Source organism: Rhizobium sp. R634, assembly GCF_002211305.1.
Taxonomy (GTDB): domain Bacteria; phylum Pseudomonadota; class Alphaproteobacteria; order Rhizobiales; family Rhizobiaceae; genus Rhizobium.
In genome coordinates this window covers 403,890-419,504 of sequence record NZ_LOKW01000012.1, presented here as the reverse complement: position 1 = coordinate 419,504, position 15,615 = coordinate 403,890, and the positions used below count along the sequence as shown (strand labels likewise).

Annotated in this window: 15 protein-coding genes and 2 pseudogenes; 15 read left to right on the top strand and 2 right to left on the bottom strand. The window is 62.9% G+C overall.

Annotation, left to right across the window (positions count from 1 at the left end):
* Positions 1-51 precede the first annotated feature (51 nt).
* Positions 52-513 carry a nuclear transport factor 2 family protein gene (locus ATY77_RS16155; protein WP_088688100.1) on the top strand — a complete coding sequence of 154 codons (462 nt, stop codon included), beginning with the start codon at positions 52-54 and terminating at the stop codon, positions 511-513.
* Between the two features lie 11 nt (positions 514-524).
* On the top strand, positions 525-1,085 hold the full coding sequence (locus ATY77_RS16150) for a TetR/AcrR family transcriptional regulator (protein ID WP_088688099.1): 561 nt from the start codon (positions 525-527) through the stop codon (positions 1,083-1,085).
* A gap of 163 nt (positions 1,086-1,248) precedes the next feature.
* On the opposite strand, the gene ATY77_RS32885 is transcribed toward ATY77_RS16150, so the two are convergent.
* Positions 1,249-1,389, bottom strand: a complete 141-nt coding sequence (locus tag ATY77_RS32885; RefSeq protein WP_190237642.1) for a hypothetical protein — start codon at positions 1,387-1,389, stop codon at positions 1,249-1,251.
* A 157-nt stretch (positions 1,390-1,546) separates the two neighbouring features.
* Between ATY77_RS32885 and ATY77_RS16145 the strand changes: the two are divergent.
* Both ATY77_RS16145 and ATY77_RS16140 read left to right on the top strand, forming a co-directional pair.
* Positions 1,547-2,238: pseudogene (locus tag ATY77_RS16145) on the top strand (hypothetical protein).
* A 13-nt stretch (positions 2,239-2,251) separates the two neighbouring features.
* Complete coding sequence (locus ATY77_RS16140; protein WP_088688098.1) at positions 2,252-2,557, top strand: Dabb family protein; 306 nt, start codon at positions 2,252-2,254, stop codon at positions 2,555-2,557.
* Positions 2,558-2,712: 155 nt separating this feature from the next.
* Here ATY77_RS16140 and ATY77_RS16135 read toward each other — a convergent pair whose 3' ends face one another.
* A complete protein-coding gene (locus ATY77_RS16135; protein ID WP_088688097.1) occupies positions 2,713-3,945 on the bottom strand; it encodes an MFS transporter in 1,233 nt (410 codons plus the stop codon).
* A 501-nt stretch (positions 3,946-4,446) separates the two neighbouring features.
* On the opposite strand from ATY77_RS16135, the gene ATY77_RS16130 reads away from it, so the two are divergent.
* From ATY77_RS16130 to ATY77_RS16080, 11 genes and pseudogenes are all read left to right on the top strand, one after another.
* Positions 4,447-4,695 carry a hypothetical protein gene (locus ATY77_RS16130; RefSeq protein ID WP_088674499.1) on the top strand — a complete coding sequence of 83 codons (249 nt, stop codon included), beginning with the start codon at positions 4,447-4,449 and terminating at the stop codon, positions 4,693-4,695.
* A gap of 54 nt (positions 4,696-4,749) precedes the next feature.
* On the top strand, positions 4,750-5,421 hold the full coding sequence (locus ATY77_RS16125) for a response regulator transcription factor (protein WP_088688096.1): 672 nt from the start codon (positions 4,750-4,752) through the stop codon (positions 5,419-5,421).
* Positions 5,411-6,814, top strand: coding sequence for a HAMP domain-containing sensor histidine kinase (locus ATY77_RS16120; RefSeq protein WP_088688095.1), 1,404 nt, complete (start codon positions 5,411-5,413; stop codon positions 6,812-6,814). Before ATY77_RS16125 ends, ATY77_RS16120 begins: the two co-directional genes overlap by 11 nt.
* Positions 6,815-6,932: 118 nt before the next feature.
* Complete coding sequence (locus ATY77_RS16115) at positions 6,933-7,358, top strand: hypothetical protein (protein ID WP_088688094.1); 426 nt, start codon at positions 6,933-6,935, stop codon at positions 7,356-7,358.
* Positions 7,359-7,425: 67 nt separating this feature from the next.
* Positions 7,426-8,590 (top strand): annotated as a pseudogene (gene ccmI, locus ATY77_RS16110) (c-type cytochrome biogenesis protein CcmI).
* On the top strand, positions 8,587-9,069 hold the full coding sequence (ccmE, locus tag ATY77_RS16105) for a cytochrome c maturation protein CcmE (protein ID WP_088688092.1): 483 nt from the start codon (positions 8,587-8,589) through the stop codon (positions 9,067-9,069). Before ccmI ends, ccmE begins: the two are co-directional and overlap by 4 nt.
* Complete coding sequence (locus ATY77_RS16100) at positions 9,066-11,060, top strand: heme lyase CcmF/NrfE family subunit (protein WP_088688091.1); 1,995 nt, start codon at positions 9,066-9,068, stop codon at positions 11,058-11,060. The genes ccmE and ATY77_RS16100 overlap by 4 nt, the downstream gene beginning before the upstream one ends.
* Positions 11,057-11,527: a cytochrome c-type biogenesis protein gene (locus ATY77_RS16095; RefSeq protein ID WP_088688090.1), complete on the top strand. Its 471-nt coding sequence runs from the start codon at positions 11,057-11,059 to the stop codon at positions 11,525-11,527. The genes ATY77_RS16100 and ATY77_RS16095 overlap by 4 nt, the downstream gene beginning before the upstream one ends.
* A gap of 176 nt (positions 11,528-11,703) precedes the next feature.
* The gene (locus tag ATY77_RS16090) at positions 11,704-13,281 is read left to right on the top strand and encodes a Do family serine endopeptidase (RefSeq protein WP_088688089.1); all 1,578 of its coding nucleotides are present in this window, start codon (positions 11,704-11,706) and stop codon (positions 13,279-13,281) included.
* 76 nt (positions 13,282-13,357) lie between these two features.
* Entirely contained in the window at positions 13,358-14,104 is a 747-nt protein-coding gene (locus tag ATY77_RS16085; protein WP_088688088.1) for a response regulator transcription factor, read from the top strand.
* Complete coding sequence (locus ATY77_RS16080; RefSeq protein ID WP_088688087.1) at positions 14,101-15,513, top strand: HAMP domain-containing sensor histidine kinase; 1,413 nt, start codon at positions 14,101-14,103, stop codon at positions 15,511-15,513. The genes ATY77_RS16085 and ATY77_RS16080 overlap by 4 nt, the downstream gene beginning before the upstream one ends.
* Positions 15,514-15,615 lie beyond the last annotated feature (102 nt).

Below are 15,615 nucleotides of genomic sequence, written 5' to 3'. Positions count from 1 at the left end.
CAATCTCTGTACCGATAGGTACAGTATGCACTGGTAAGTACAGGAGATCCGATGTCCAGCCTCATTCCGCCCTTCACCCCGGAAACCGCCACCCAGAAAGTCCGCCTTGCCGAGGATGGCTGGAACAGCCGCGATCCCGAGCGCGTTTCGCTCGTCTATACGCCCGACAGCCGCTGGCGGAACCGCGCCGAATTCATCACCGGCCGCGCCGAGATCGTCGCCTTCCTCACCCGCAAATGGGCAAAGGAGTTGGATTATCGGCTGATCAAGGAGATCTGGGCCTTCACCGATCATCGTATCGCGGTGCGCTTTGCCTATGAATGGCGCGATGACAGCGGCAACTGGTTCCGTTCCTACGGCAATGAGAACTGGGAATTCGATGCCGCCGGCCTGATGCAGCGCCGCTTCGCCTCGATCAACGACCTGCCCATCAAAGAATCGGAGCGCAAATATCACTGGCCGCTCGGCCGGCGGCCGGACGATCATCCCGGTCTCACCGAACTCGGCCTCTGAAGGCCGTCCGGGTGAAGACCGTCTATGAACGCACTGACGTTGTGCCGCTGCTGGCGGAAATCTTCCGCGAGCTCGGCTACGAGGGCACTTCGCTCAGCCGGATCACCGAACGCACCGGCATTGGCAAGGGCAGCCTTTATCACTTCTTCCCCGGCGGCAAGGAAGAGATGGCAAGCGCCGTCATTGCCGAGATCGACGCCTGGTTCGAGCACGCGATCTATCGGCCGCTGAGAAACGATGATGCCGGCAAGGCGATCGCGGCGATGTGGACCAATGTGAACGATTATTTTCGCTCCGGCGGCCGCATCTGCCTCGTCGGGGCTTTCGCGCTCGATGACACCAGGGAACGGTTCTCAGCAGCGATCGGCGATTACTTTATCCGTTGGATCGACGCCTTGTGTTCGGCGCTGATGCGGGCGGGCTGCACAGGGGAAAAGGCGCAAGCGCTCGCCGAGGAGTGCGTCTCGGGCATCCAGGGCGCTCTGGTGCTGTCTCGCGCGCTAGGTGACAAAACGGTTTTCACCCGGTCGCTGGAAACGCTGGCGAAACGGCTTGACGCTGCGGTGCGATGAGATCTCGGGCGAAGAGAAATAAAAAACCGGCCATTATCGACTGGCCGGGCATTGGGCGGGCGTTGGCGGCACTCGAGCTAAGATGTGGAAAAGCGATGGAAAGAGCAGGCAAACGGCTCTAGCAAGCGCTATCCTTACATCGGCGCGGCTTCCAGTATATGTCTCAGCGCTGCTGCTGAGGCTGCTGAGGCTGCTGGGCCGGGCGGGGATTTTCCCGTTCAAGGCGAATCTGGCGCCACTCATTTTCCATCTGGTCGACCACGTGCTGGGGAATGGTGGTTTGCGTATTGGCGGGCGTCTGCATCGGAAGTCTCCTCTTGCGGGGTCTAGGCTTCAGGGCAGGCAGATGCATTGCACAAGACAAAAGGCGTGTAAATCAGGGGGTTAAACACTTTAAACGATTAAGTTGATTTTAATCGATTAAGGTGATCTTAACCGTGATGTCACGGGGAAAACGCGGGATGGTTGTCCACATAGATAGGGTACTCTTTTTTGACGCGGTGCGGGGTGCACTCTTCAAAGGGGAAATCACTCAGCCTCAGGTAGTGGGCATGAACGCGATTCTCGACGCTTGGGAAGGGCGGTTTGCTCATGCGGACCGTCGGTGGCTCGCCTATATCCTGGCAACCGCCTTTCACGAAACGGTCTATACCATGCAGCCCGTGCGAGAGACTTTGGCGGAAAGCGATGCGCGCGCGATCGAGATCCTGGAAGCGGCCTTTGCGGGAGGCAAACTGTCCTGGGTGAGGGCGCCATACTGGCGGCCGGACGAGGATGGCCGCAGCTGGCTGGGGCGCGGCCTGGTGCAGCTCACCCATAAGCGGAACTATGAGGCGATGAGCGTGCTGACCGGTATCGACCTCGTTGCCGAGCCTGACCGGGCGATGGAAATGGAAGTGGCGGTGACGATCCTGATCGAAGGCATGCTGCAAGGCAGTTTCACCGGCCACAAGCTCGAAGATCATTTGAATCCGACGACTGAGGACTGGTTGAACGCGCGCCGCATCGTCAACGGCACCGATCGGGCGGAGAAGCTGGCGGCCTATGCCATGGTCTTCGATGCGGCGATACGTCCCGATGCCGCATCTGACCGCTTGCGCGGTTGAAGGCCTGGGGCTTGCGTGTTATCGCCCGGCTGACCTCTGAAATCTGACAGGAGCTTCCGCGTGATCCGCCACATCGTCTTCTTCACCGTGCCGGAGGAACATCTGGAGGAGGTGAGGGCCGGGCTTTCAATCCTCACCGGAATTCCGCATGCGCGGCTGCTCGAGATCGGCACCAATGTGAAGACCGATCAACTGGGCACCGAGATCGATCTGGTGGTCTATGGCGAATTTGACGACGAGGCGGCCCTTGCCGCCTATAAGGCACATCCGGATTACCAGCTCTCGATCGAGCGCGTGCGGCCGCTCCGGGAAAAGCGCATCGCCGCCGATTACAACAGCCGCACGGCGGTGAAGCAGGCGCTCTGAATTTCGCAGGTCTCGCGGCGTTTCATTAAGATTCAAATCGATGAATGATTTGCTGGATTCAAATCGCTCGAAGTTGATTCAACATTTGAGCCACCGGATTCAACGTTCGAAAAAGCAGCGGCAAGCGATTCAAAAGATTCGCGATTGATGCCTGGTCAAAGCTCCCGAGGCACGACCGGGCTCGGCTGCGAAGCACGGGCGCCGCGCACCAGCGCCATCAGCATGATCACGAAGACCAGCGACAAGGCTGCCAGAACCGCGGCCGTTGCGAGCGCCAGGCCGGTGCCGGCGCGGTCGAGGATGGCGGTGAAGATGACGGGGGCGATGGCATTGGCGAGGTTTTGCGGCAGCGACAGCCGCGCCGATTGCAGGCCGAATTCGCGCGGTGAGAACAGCGCGAGCGGCAATAGCGCGCGGGCGACGGTCATGACGCCGGCGCCGAACCCATAGAGCAGGATGAAAGAGATCAGCAGCGGCATCGACGGACCGGTGGCCAGCATGATCAGAAAACTGCTCGCCATCATGCCGATGCCCATTGCGGCGCTGAGCATGGGGTTGCCGCGTCGGCCAAGCAGCATGTCGAGGAAACGCGCCGAGATGCCAAGGATGCCGCGGGCCGAGCCGAGCTGCAGCGCAAAGGCCGGCGAGGCGCCGGACTTTCGGAAGATTTCGAGCAGCGACGGCGAGATGCCGAAGGTAATGAAGGTCGTGATCGTTGTGGCGGCTGCAATCAGCAGGAAGGCTTTGCGCTGCGCCGTCTTCGACAGCGGCACCGGGGCGATTTCCGCCGCGACGCCTTCGACATGTGTCGCGCTCGGCTTCGGCAGGGCAAAAAGATGCAGCGGCAGGCAGATGAAGAATTGCAGCGCCGCACAGACGACGAAGGTAAGGCGCCAGCCGATCGCTTCGTTGAGCAGGCTAAGGATCGGCCAGAAGATGGCGCTCGAAAGCCCGGTGAACAGCATCAGCATGGCGATGACGCGTTTGCCGTTCAGCCCTTCACGCTCGACGACGGCCGTATAGGCCGGCGCCGATAGGCCGAGCGCGCCGCCAAGGCCGATGACGATCCAGCCGGCGGCATAGAGCACGATGCCGCTTGCGGCGGCAAGCAGAAGCAGGCCGAGCGCGAAGATCAGCGAGGCGGCCGAAAGCACCCGAGCGGCGCCATAGCGGCCGAGCCAGCGGCCGGTCGCGGGACCGGCGATGGCGCTGACCGTCATCATGATCGTCAGGCCGGCAAACGCCACCTCGTTCGGCAGGCCGAGATCGGGCGCGACGATGCGGCCCATGACGCCGAGCATGTCGAACGTCGTGCCCCAGCCGATCAGCTGGGTAACGGCGAGGACGATGACCGTCTGCGCCGAGCGGTGGCGGAAGAATTTTGGCATCGGTGCTGAGAAGGCGTGAAATGCGGGAGTTGCGCGAGCGTAGCAGTTTCAATCGGCCGGTGAAAGCCGCCAAACCAGCTTCGCGCTCCGGCCTGCGCTTGTTCTCGCCAGGAGGAAAATAGAAGCGATGGCATGATTGACATGAAAGATCGGTACAATTCCTGGACGATTGAGGCACTGAGATGTGTCGGCGCCGCCCGTGACCATGATGGGCTGCGGCGCAGCCGATTCGGGACTGTGGCCGCGCGTGGTTTCTCGCCGGCTGCCCGTTCTCTTGGGGAGGCATGCAAGCCCCTTGACCATATCGGGCGAAGGGCATCGTTTCGAGGTGTGGGCATTGGCGCCGAGGCTTGCCGCGGCGGCGGTTTCAGCGGCTGAAATCGGCGATCGCCAAAAGGCGAGAACGGTTCTAAATACCCTGCATTACAGCGCATTCATTTGCCATTCAGGTCGCGTGAGTACATATTCGCAGCAAGTTGGATTACCTTGAAAGCATAGCACATGGCCTTTCCTCTGAGCGTCGCAGCATTGGCCGCCGGACTGGTGGTATCGGCGCCCTCACCGGACGCCGCGGAAACATTTGTCGTGCGGGTGGCGGGCGATTGCAGCGCCGCCGCAGCCCAGGTCGTAGAGCAGACGGGCGGCCAGCTTCTGTCTGTGCAACCGGTGGGCGATACCTGCATCATCACCGTTCTCGTGCAGGGGAACGGCCAGCGTCCACGCAAAGTGACGGTAAAGGTTCCGATGTAAGCGGAATCGGCTTATTCAGGACATGATCGATTTGAAGCGGACGAAGGCGGACCGATGCGCATTCTGGTAGTCGAAGACGACGTCAATCTGAACCGGCAGCTTGCCGACACGCTGAAGGAGGCGGGCTATGTCGTCGACCAGGCGTTCGACGGCGAAGAGGGCCATTACCTCGGCGATACCGAACCCTATGACGCCATCATCCTCGATATCGGCTTGCCCGAGATGGACGGTGTGACGGTGCTCGAAAAATGGCGCGGCGCCGGCCGCGGCATGCCGGTGCTGATCCTGACGGCGCGCGACCGCTGGAGCGACAAGGTCGCCGGCATCGACGCCGGCGCCGACGATTACGTCACCAAGCCGTTCCACGTCGAGGAAGTGCTGGCGCGCATCCGGGCGCTGATCCGGCGTGCGGCCGGGCATGCCTCGTCCGAGATCGTCTGCGGCCCTGTCCGGCTCGACACCAAGTCCTCCAAGGCAACGGTCAACGGCACGGCGCTGAAATTGACCTCGCATGAATATCGCCTGCTTGCCTATCTCATGCATCACATGGGCGAGGTGGTCTCGCGCACGGAACTGGTCGAACACATGTACGACCAGGATTTCGACCGCGATTCCAACACGATCGAGGTCTTCGTCGGCCGCCTGCGCAAGAAAATGGGCGTCGATCTGATCGAAACGGTGCGCGGTCTCGGCTACCGTATCCAAGCGCCGAAACATGCGAATTAAGTCGCTCACCGCACGTGTGCTGCTGCTGACCACGGTCTGGTCGACGGTGGCGCTTGTGGTGATCGGCCTGCTGATCTCCACGCTATATCGCAAGAGCGCGGAGCGCGGCTTTCAGGACCTGCTGCGGGCGCAGCTCTATAATGTCATCAATTCGGTGACGATCGGCGACCAGGGCGCGCTGAGCGGCAGTCCGCAGCTCGGCGACTTGCGCTTCGCCCAGCCGAAAACCGGCTGGTATTGGGTGGTGGAACCGCTCGGCACCTATACGACCGCGCCGCTGGTATCGCCCTCGCTCGGTTCGGCGCTCATTCCGGTTCCCTCCGTCGTCGAGGCGCCCTTCGACAAGAATTACGAGCGCTACTATCAGGTAACCGATGCCTCCGGAAACCGCGTGCAGGTGGCCGAAACCGAAGTGGTGCTCGATACCGACGGTCGCGCGGCGCGCTTCCGCGTCACCGGCAATGTCGATGTCGTCGAGGACGACGTGCGCACCTTTTCCCACAGTCTCTATCTGGCGCTTGCCGGCTTCGGCGTCGGCAGCCTGATCGTCAATGCGCTGGCGATTCTCTATGGCCTCAAGCCGCTCGACAAGGCGCGCGCTGCCTTGGAGCGCATCCGCGCCGGCGAGAGCGAGCAGCTGAAGGGCGATTTCCCGCGGGAAATCCTGCCGCTGGCAAACGAGGTGAACGCACTGATCGACAGCAACCGCCGCATCGTCGAGCGGGCGCGCATGCAGGTCGGCAATCTCGCCCATTCGCTGAAGACGCCGATCGCCGTTCTGCTGAACGAAGCGCGGGTGCTGGAAAAATCCCATGGCGAGCTGGTGCGCAGCCAGGCGGAATCCATGCAGGGCCAGGTGCAGTCCTATCTCAACCGGGCGCGCATCGCCGCGCAACGCGAATCCGTGCTCGCCCGCACCGATGCCGAGCCGGCGCTGGAGCGGCTGGTGCGTGTCATGCGACGGCTGAACGTCGACACCCAATTCGATCTTACGGTCTCGCCGCCGCATCTTGCCGTCGCCATGGAGCAGCAGGATCTGGAGGAGACCGTCGGCAATCTCCTGGAAAATGCAGCGCGTTTCGCCAAGAGCCGCGTACGGCTTTCCGCCGTCGAGGCCGGCGAGGATGTGAAAGGGACGGAGGCGAGCGCGCGCCGCCACTGGGTGGAACTCGCCGTCGAAGATGACGGGCCGGGCCTGGAGCCGGATCAGATCCGGGAAGCGCTGAAGCGCGGCCGCAGGCTCGATGAAAGCAAGCCCGGAACCGGCCTCGGCCTGTCGATCGTTACCGAGATTTCCAACGAATATCAGGGGCGGCTCGAGCTTTCCCGCGGCGAGTGGGGCGGGCTGAAGGCGAAGCTTATCCTGCCCGGCGTCACAAAGGATGTTGCATGAGCAACTGCTTGATGTCACAAAGATAGTGGCGATTGCATAGCATGCTTTGCCTTAATGCTGACACGGGGACGCTGCACTTCGATCGGCTGATTTTGACCTCTGATCGTGGTTCGACGCAATGATTTTACGCTCGCAAGGCATGATCGTTTCAGCCCTTTTCGTCGCCGTTGCGCTATCCGGCTGCACGACGACGAAGGGCGCCGCTTCGCGCGGCATTTTTTCGGGCAAGCCTCCGGCTTCGGCCACTTTCATTACTGCGCTCCAGGGCGGCATCGTCGGCCGCAGCGGCGTGAGCCTGAGCGACAGCGACAAGCAGCGGGCGCTCGAGGCGGAATATCGGGCGCTGGAAGGTGCGGCCGTGGGCCAGCCCGTCCTCTGGACCGGCAAGGGCGTCAGCGGCAAGGTCGTTGCGGCAGCACCCTATCAGGTCGGTTCGCAGAACTGCCGGCAATATACCCACACGGTCACCGCCGACGGCAAGGAAACGGTAGCGCGGGGCGCTGCCTGCCGCAATGAAGACGGCACATGGTCGCCGCTTGGCTGAGGTGGCTTTCAGTCCATATTGCGGCGAATAGCCTCAAATCTTCGTCATTCCGGCTTTGGCAGTTGGAATAGCGGCGCGCTTCACGTATTTGGGCCGATATGCTGTTCTGGATTCTCGTTGCCGTTCTGACGGCAGTCGTCGCCGCCATCCTGATCTACCCCCTTCTGCGCGGAGCGAAGGCGGCGGAGGATAGCCGCGCGGGCGAGGCGGCGGTCTATCGCGACCAGCTGCGCGAACTCGATCGGGATGTCGACAGCGGCCTGATCACCCCTGAAGAAGCCGATTATGCCAGAGCGGAAATCGGCCGGCGGCTGATCGCCGTTTCTGCCGATGAGCCCGCTGAGAAGCCGAAGCCTGCACGGCATCACCGTTTCACGGAAGTCTTCGTTCTTTTGCTCCTGCCCGTTCTCGGGCTCTGTCTTTATTTGACGACGGGCAGGCCGGACCTGCCGTCGCAGCCGCTGGAAGCGCGGCTGGAAAATCCCGGCAGCGATGTGGCGATGCTGATCGCCAAGGCGGAGCGGCATCTCGTACAAAATCCCGATGACGGCAAGGGCTGGGACGTGCTGGCGCCGATCTATTTGCGCACGATGCGGGTCGATGACGCGCAGGCTGCCTACCGCAATGCCATCCGCCTTCTTGGCCCGAGCCCTATCCGGCTCGACGGTCTGGCCGAAACGCTGATGGCGGTCTCCGACGGTGTGGTGACGGAGGAGGCGCGCCAGGTCCTCGAACAGTCGCTGACGCTGGAACCGAACAATCCGCGGGCGCGCTTCTATATTGCGCTGAGCCTGGAACAGGCTGGACGGCGCGATGAGGCGCGCCAGGCCTTTGAGGTGCTGGCAAAGCAATCGCCACCCGACGCTCCCTGGCTGCCGCTCGTCAGCGAACATATTGCCATGAACGGTGGTGCGCCCGGCGCCGATCCGGCTGCTCCCGGCAACCCAACTGGGGAAGATGTGGCGGCGGCCGAAGGCATGAGCGCCGGCGACCGGCAGCAGATGATCCGCGGCATGGTCGAAAGCCTCGATGCCAAACTCAGCCAGGATCCGAGCAATTTCGAGGGATGGATGCGGCTTGTCCGCTCTTACGCCGTTTTGAACGACAGGGATCGCGCAGCCGGCGCGCTGAAGCGCGGGCTTGCAGCATTTCCGCCGGCCGGTGAACAGGGCAGGCAGTTGCTGGCGCTTGCCAGGGAGCTCGGCATAGCCACGGAAGGAATGACGGAATGACCCGCAAGCAGAAGCGCCTAGCCGTGATTGGTGGCGGGATGGGTTTCATCCTTGCCGCGGTTCTGTTGGTCATGTTCGCCTTCAGCCAGTCCGTAGCCTATTTCTATATGCCGGCGGATCTGGCGAAGACGCCGGTGGCGCCGGAGACCCGCATCCGGCTCGGCGGGCTGGTCGGGACGGGCAGCGTCGTGCGCGGCGCCGGCTCGACGGTGGAATTTGCTGTCACCGACGGCAGCGCCAATGCGGTGAAGGTCAAATATACCGGCATCCTTCCCGATCTCTTCCGCGAAGGCCAAGGTGTGGTCACCGAGGGCATGTTTTCATCGGGAACGAATGTTTTCGTCGCCGATACCGTGCTCGCCAAGCATGACGAGACCTATATGCCCAAGGACGTGGCCGACAGGCTGAAGCAGCAGGGGCTGTGGAAGGAAGGCGAGGGAGCAGAAGGCCAGGGGCAGGAGGCGAAAGCGACGCAATGATCATCGAGATCGGCCATTACGCGCTGGTGCTGGCGCTGGCAACCGCGCTCATCCTGTCGATCGTGCCTGTCATCGGTGCGCGCCGTCATGACCGGGCGATGATGGATGTGGCGACCGTCGGCTCGCTGGCGATGTTCCTGCTCGTGTGCTTCGCCTTCGCGGTTTTGACCTACGCCCATGTCGTCTCCGATTTTTCGGTCGAGAACGTTTGGGAGAATTCGCATTCGCTGGTGCCGTTGATCTACAAATATTCCGGCGTCTGGGGCAATCACGAGGGATCGATGATGCTCTGGCTTCTGATCCTGACGCTGTTCAGCGCGCTGGTCGCCATCTTCGGCCGCAACCTGCCGGAGACGCTGAAAGCCAATGTGCTCGCTGTGCAGGCCTGGATCTCGGTCGCCTTCACCCTCTTCATCCTGCTGACCTCCAATCCCTTCCTGCGGCTTGATCCGGCGCCGGCCGAGGGCCGCGACCTCAATCCGGTGCTGCAGGATATCGGCCTCGCCATCCATCCGCCGCTGCTCTATCTTGGCTATGTCGGCTTCTCCGTCTGTTTCTCCTTTGCGGTCGCAGCCCTTTTGGAAGGGCGTATTGACGCCGCCTGGGCGCGCTGGGTCAGGCCCTGGACGCTCGCCGCTTGGACCTTCCTGACGCTCGGCATCGCCATGGGCTCCTATTGGGCCTATTACGAGCTCGGCTGGGGCGGCTGGTGGTTCTGGGATCCGGTGGAAAACGCCTCCTTCATGCCGTGGCTCGCCGGCACGGCGCTGCTGCATTCGGCGCTCGTCATGGAAAAGCGCGAGGCGCTCAAGATCTGGACGGTGCTGCTTGCCATTCTCACCTTCTCGCTGTCGTTGATGGGCACCTTCCTGGTGCGCTCCGGCGTGCTGACCTCGGTGCATGCCTTCGCCAGCGATCCCTCCCGCGGCGTCTTCATCCTTTGCATCCTGTTGCTCTTCATCGGCGGCGCGCTGTCGCTCTTCGCCTTCCGCGCGCCGCGGCTCTCGGCCGGCGGGCTGTTTGCGCCGATCTCGCGCGAGGGTGCGCTGGTTCTCAACAATCTGATTCTGACGGTTGCCTGCGGCACGGTGCTGACCGGCACGCTCTATCCGCTGCTTCTGGAGACGATCACCGGCGACAAGATCTCCGTCGGCCCGCCCTTCTTCAACATGACCTTCGGCCTGTTGATGGCGCCGCTGATCGTCATCGTGCCCTTTGGACCGCTGCTCGCCTGGAAGCGCGGCGATCTGCTCGGCGCCCTGCAGCGGCTCTATGTCGTGGCGGGGCTGGCCTTTGCGGCGGCTGTGATCCTCTTCTACATCGAACATGGCGGGCCGGTGCTCTCCGTGCTCGGGCTGGCGGCCGGGCTGTTCCTGGTCCTCGGCGCTGCGGCCGATCTCTGGTATCGCGCCGGCATCGGCAAGGTCGCCATCGGCGTTGCCTGGCGCCGTCTTTCCGGCCTGCCGCGCTCGGCTTTCGGGACGGCATTTGCCCATGCCGGGCTCGGCGTCACCGTGCTCGGGATCGTTGCGGTCACGACGTTCCAGAGCGAGCACGTCATCGAGATGAAGCCGGGGCAGACGGCGGAAGCCGGCGGCTACAGCCTGCATTTCGACGGCATGCAGGCGGGCAGGGGGCCGAACTATAGCGAGGAACGCGGCCACTTCACCATTCGGCGGGCCGGTGTGGCGGTTGCCGACACCTGGTCGGCCAAGCGCCTCTATATGGCTCGGCAGATGCCGACGACCGAGGCCGGCATCGTGACCTTCGGCCTCAGCCAGCTCTACGTCTCGCTCGGTGACGCCACCCATGGCGGCGGTATCGTCGTGCGCATCTGGTGGAAGCCGTTCATCCTCTGCATCTGGGGTGGAACCCTTTTCATGGCCCTCGGCGGTTTCATCTCGCTGTCCGACCGGCGCCTGCGCGTCGGCGCGCCGCGCAGAAAGGCCAACGCGAAGCCAGCAGCTCCCGCGATGGAGCCGGCGGAATGACGCGCTCACGGCTTCCTTCGCGTCTCCTCGTCGCTCTGTTCATCCTCTGCGCGCCAGTTTCCGCCTTCGCCGTCAATCCAGACGAGGTGCTGGCCGATCCTGCCCTTGAAGCACGCGCCCGGACACTTTCGGCGGAATTGCGCTGCATGGTCTGCCAGAACCAGTCGATCGATGATTCCAATGCCGATCTCGCCAAGGATCTGCGCCTCTTGGTGCGCGAGCGCATCAAAGACGGCGACAGCGACGATCAGGTGTTGAACTATATCGTCTCGCGCTACGGCGAATTCGTGCTGCTGAAGCCGCGCTTCAATAACAAGACGGTGCTGCTCTGGGGGGCGCCGGTGCTGCTGGTCATTGCCGGCGGCTTGTCGCTGCTGGTCTTTGCCCGCAAGCGGGTTGGCAAACCGACGGGAAGCAAGCTGACGCCGGAAGAACAGGCGCGGCTGAGCGAGCTTCTGGATAAGTGACGCCGAAGCCGCAATCCTTCGTCGTGATGCTCGGATGCGGGCAAGCAAAGATCTCAAACATTACGAACTTTTCATTGGGCGGACAGTTCGCAGTAAGGTGCGGCGTCCTATATCTTCAGTCATCGACTGATCCGGCGCTGCCGGTCTGAAGATTAAGAACAAGAGAAGGTGCTCCAATGCTCAAGAATTTCAACGGACGTCCGTCCCTCGCCACCGTGCTCAAGGCGTCTACTGTCGCCGGTATCGCGGCCGCTGTGCTCGCAACTGGCGTTCCGCTCGAAATTACCCGGTCCTATGCTGAAGCCGTCAAGGTTCAAGCGCCCGCGGTTCCGAGCTTCGCCAACGTCGTCGATGCCGTTTCGCCGGCTGTTGTTTCCGTTCGCGTCGAAAACCGCGTCAATCCCGTCGCCGACAACAATGACGGCTTTTCCTTCGATTTCAACGGCCGCGGCTTCGACGATCTTCCTGACGATCACCCGCTGAAGCGGTTCTTCCGGCAGTTCGGTCAGGACCCGAACGACCAGCAGGGTCATTCGCGTCGCTTCGGCCAGGGCCCGAATGGTCCCGGCGGCAAGGGTCGTCTGCGTCCGGTCGCCCAGGGCTCCGGCTTCTTCATCTCCGAAGACGGCTATATCGTCACCAACAACCACGTCGTTTCCGATGGCCAGGCCTTCGTCGCCGTCATGAATGACGGCACCGAGCTCGACGCCAAGCTGATCGGCAAGGATCCGCGCACCGACCTCGCCGTGCTGAAGGTCGACGGCAAGGGCAAGAAGTTCACCTACGTCAACTGGGCCGACGATAATAACGTCCGCGTCGGCGACTGGGTCGTCGCCGTCGGCAACCCCTTCGGTCTCGGCGGCACGGTGACGGCCGGCATCGTCTCGGCCCGTGGCCGCGATATCGGCTCCGGTCCCTATGACGATTACCTGCAGGTCGATGCCGCCGTGAACCGCGGCAACTCCGGCGGCCCGACCTTCAACCTCAGCGGCGAAGTCGTCGGCATCAATACCGCGATCTTCTCGCCCTCGGGCGGCAGCGTCGGCATCGCCTTCGCCATTCCGGCCTCCACCGCCAAGGATGTCGTCGCCGACCTGATGAAGGACGGCCAGGTCTCGCGCGGCTGGCTGGGTGTCCAGATCCAGCCGGTGACCAAGGATATCGCCGAATCCATCGGCCTTTCCGAGCCGAGCGGCGCGCTCGTCGTCGCCCCGCAGACAGGGTCCCCCGGCGACAAGGCCGGCATGAAGGCCGGCGACGTCGTGACCGCTCTGAACGGTGAAACGGTCAAGGATGCGCGTGATCTCAGCCGCCGCATCGGCGCGATGCAGCCGGGCAGCAAGGTCGAGCTTTCGGTCTGGCGCGGCGGCAAGGCCCAGTCGCTCACCGTCGAGCTCGGAACGCTGCCGGCCGACCAGAAGGATGCGAGCGCCGATGACGACAACCAGCCGCAGCAGCCCCAGGCACCGGCCTCCGAAAGAGCGCTTGCCGATCTCGGCCTGACGGTCGGTCCTTCCGATGACGGCAAGGGCTTGGCGATCACCGGCATCGATCCGGACTCCGACGCCGCCGACAAGGGCATCAAGGAAGGCGAAAAGATCACCTCGGTCAACAATCAGGAGGTCTCCACCCCCGACGATGTCGTCAAGGTCCTGAACCAGGCGAAGAAGGACGGCCGCACCCGTGCGCTGTTCCAGATCCAGTCCAGCGAAGGAAGCCGCTTCGTAGCGCTTCCGATCAACGGCCAGGGCTGATCTCCCCGGAAAACTGGAGCCGTGCGGACGAAAGTCCGCACGGCTTAATTCATCTGACCTTTGAAGGACGATCTCGATGAGCGCCGCCCCGCAGGAACATGCTTTGAGCCTTGCCGAAACGCAGCCGGCGGGTAATGTCGGCCGCATGAAGATTCTCATCATCGAAGATGATCTCGAAGCCGCGGTCTACCTCACGAAAGCCTTTCGCGAGGCGGGCATCGTCGCCGATCACGCCAGCGACGGCGAGAGCGGCCTGTTCATGGGATCGGAAAATACCTACGACGTCATCGTCATCGACCGCATGCTGCCGCGCCGGGACGGGCTCTCCGTCATCAGCGAATTGCGCCGCAAGGGCATTCATACGCCGGTACTCATCCTCTCCGCGCTCGGCCAGGTCGATGACCGCGTGACCGGTCTTCGCGCCGGCGGCGACGATTACCTGCCGAAGCCCTATGCCTTCAGCGAGCTGCTGGCGCGCGTCGAAGTGCTCGGCCGCCGCAAGGGGACACCTGAGCAGGATGTCGTCTATCGCGTCGGCGATCTCGAACTCGACCGGCTTTCCCATGAGGTGCGCCGCGGCGGCAAGGAAATCCCGCTGCAGCCGCGCGAATTCCGTCTGCTCGAATATCTGATGAAGAATGCCGGCCAGGTGGTGACCCGCACCATGCTGCTCGAAAACGTCTGGGACTACCACTTCGATCCTCAGACCAACGTGATCGACGTGCATGTCTCGCGCCTGCGCTCGAAGATCGAGAAAGACTTCAGCCAGCCGCTCCTGAAAACCATTCGGGGCGCGGGGTACATGATCAAGGATGAGGGATGAGCCGCTTCAGGGTTCTCTTCAAGTCCACTGCAGTCCGCCTTTCGGCACTCTATATCCTGCTTTTCGCCATCTGCGCCGCGACGCTCGTCTTCTATGTGACGGCGATGTCGGAGCGGCTGCTGACGGGCCAGATCCGCGACGCCGTCAAGCAGGAAGTGGAGCAGGTGCAGCGCGCCTATGACGCCGGCGGCATGAACCTTCTCCTGCGCACGATGGAGCGGCGCGCCCGCCAGCCCGGCGCCAATCTCTACATCATCGCCGGCCCCTCCGGGGATATCCTTGCGGGCAACGTCGCATCTGTCCAGCCGGGTGTTTTCGAGGAGATCGGCTGGACGTCGGCTCCCTTCGCCTATCAGCGCTATACCGACGGCGGCGGCGTCGAGCGCCGGCATAAGGCCATCGCCAATATATTCGTGCTCGACAACGGCTTGAGAATCCTGATCGGTCGCGATCTTGGCGATCCGGAGCGATTCCGCCTGCTGGTGCGCCAGGCGCTGATGGTGGCCTTGGCGATCATGGGGCTTGGCGCGATCATCATCTGGTTCGGCATCGGCCGCAACGCCCTGAAACGCATCGATCGCATGTCGGATGCGAGCAAGAAGATCATGGCCGGCGACCTCTCGCAGCGCCTGCCGGTCGGCGGATCCGGCGACGAATTCGACCGGCTGTCGATGTCGCTGAACACCATGCTCGAACGCATCGAGAAGCTGAACGAGGGCCTGCGGCAGGTTTCCGACAATATCGCGCATGATCTCAAGACGCCGCTGACGCGGCTGCGCAACAAGGCGGCCGATGCGCTCGACATGAGCGACGGCGATACCCGGCGCGCAGCGCTGGAAGGCATTATTTCCGAATCGGACCAGCTGATCCGCACTTTCAACGCGCTGCTGATGATCTCCCGGGTCGAGGCCGGATCGGTCGCGGCGGAGATGTCGCCGGTGGAGCTCTCGGCCATCGTCGCCGACAGCGCCGAGCTTTACGAGCCGGCGGCGGAGGAAGCCGGGCTTGGCTTGAGATCCAGCATCGAGCCGGATGTCGAGGTGCTGGGCAATCGCGAGCTGATCGGTCAGGCGATCTTCAATCTGCTCGACAATGCCATCAAATATTCCTCCGACACGGAAGGAGCAGGCGAGGTGACGTTGAAACTCGCCCGCCACCCGGACGGTATCTGCCTTTCGGTGGCCGACCACGGACCGGGCGTTCCGGCCAACAGACGCGACGACGTGGTGAAGCGCTTCGTTCGCCTCGACGAAAGCCGCACCAAGCCCGGCACCGGGCTTGGGCTTTCGTTGGTTGAAGCCGTGATGGAGCTGCACAATGGCCGGCTGGAACTCTCCGATACCGATCCCGGCAAGCCCGAACAGCGCGGCCTGACCGTCAGCATGATCTTCCCCGCCAAGGCTGCCTGATTTTTCCGCCGAAATCCGATCGGTTGAATCGCGTATTGGCGGTTTGCCGCCGGGGCTCTAGTTTATTGGCGATCGAAGGAGGTGCTCCCGCGATTCTGCGTG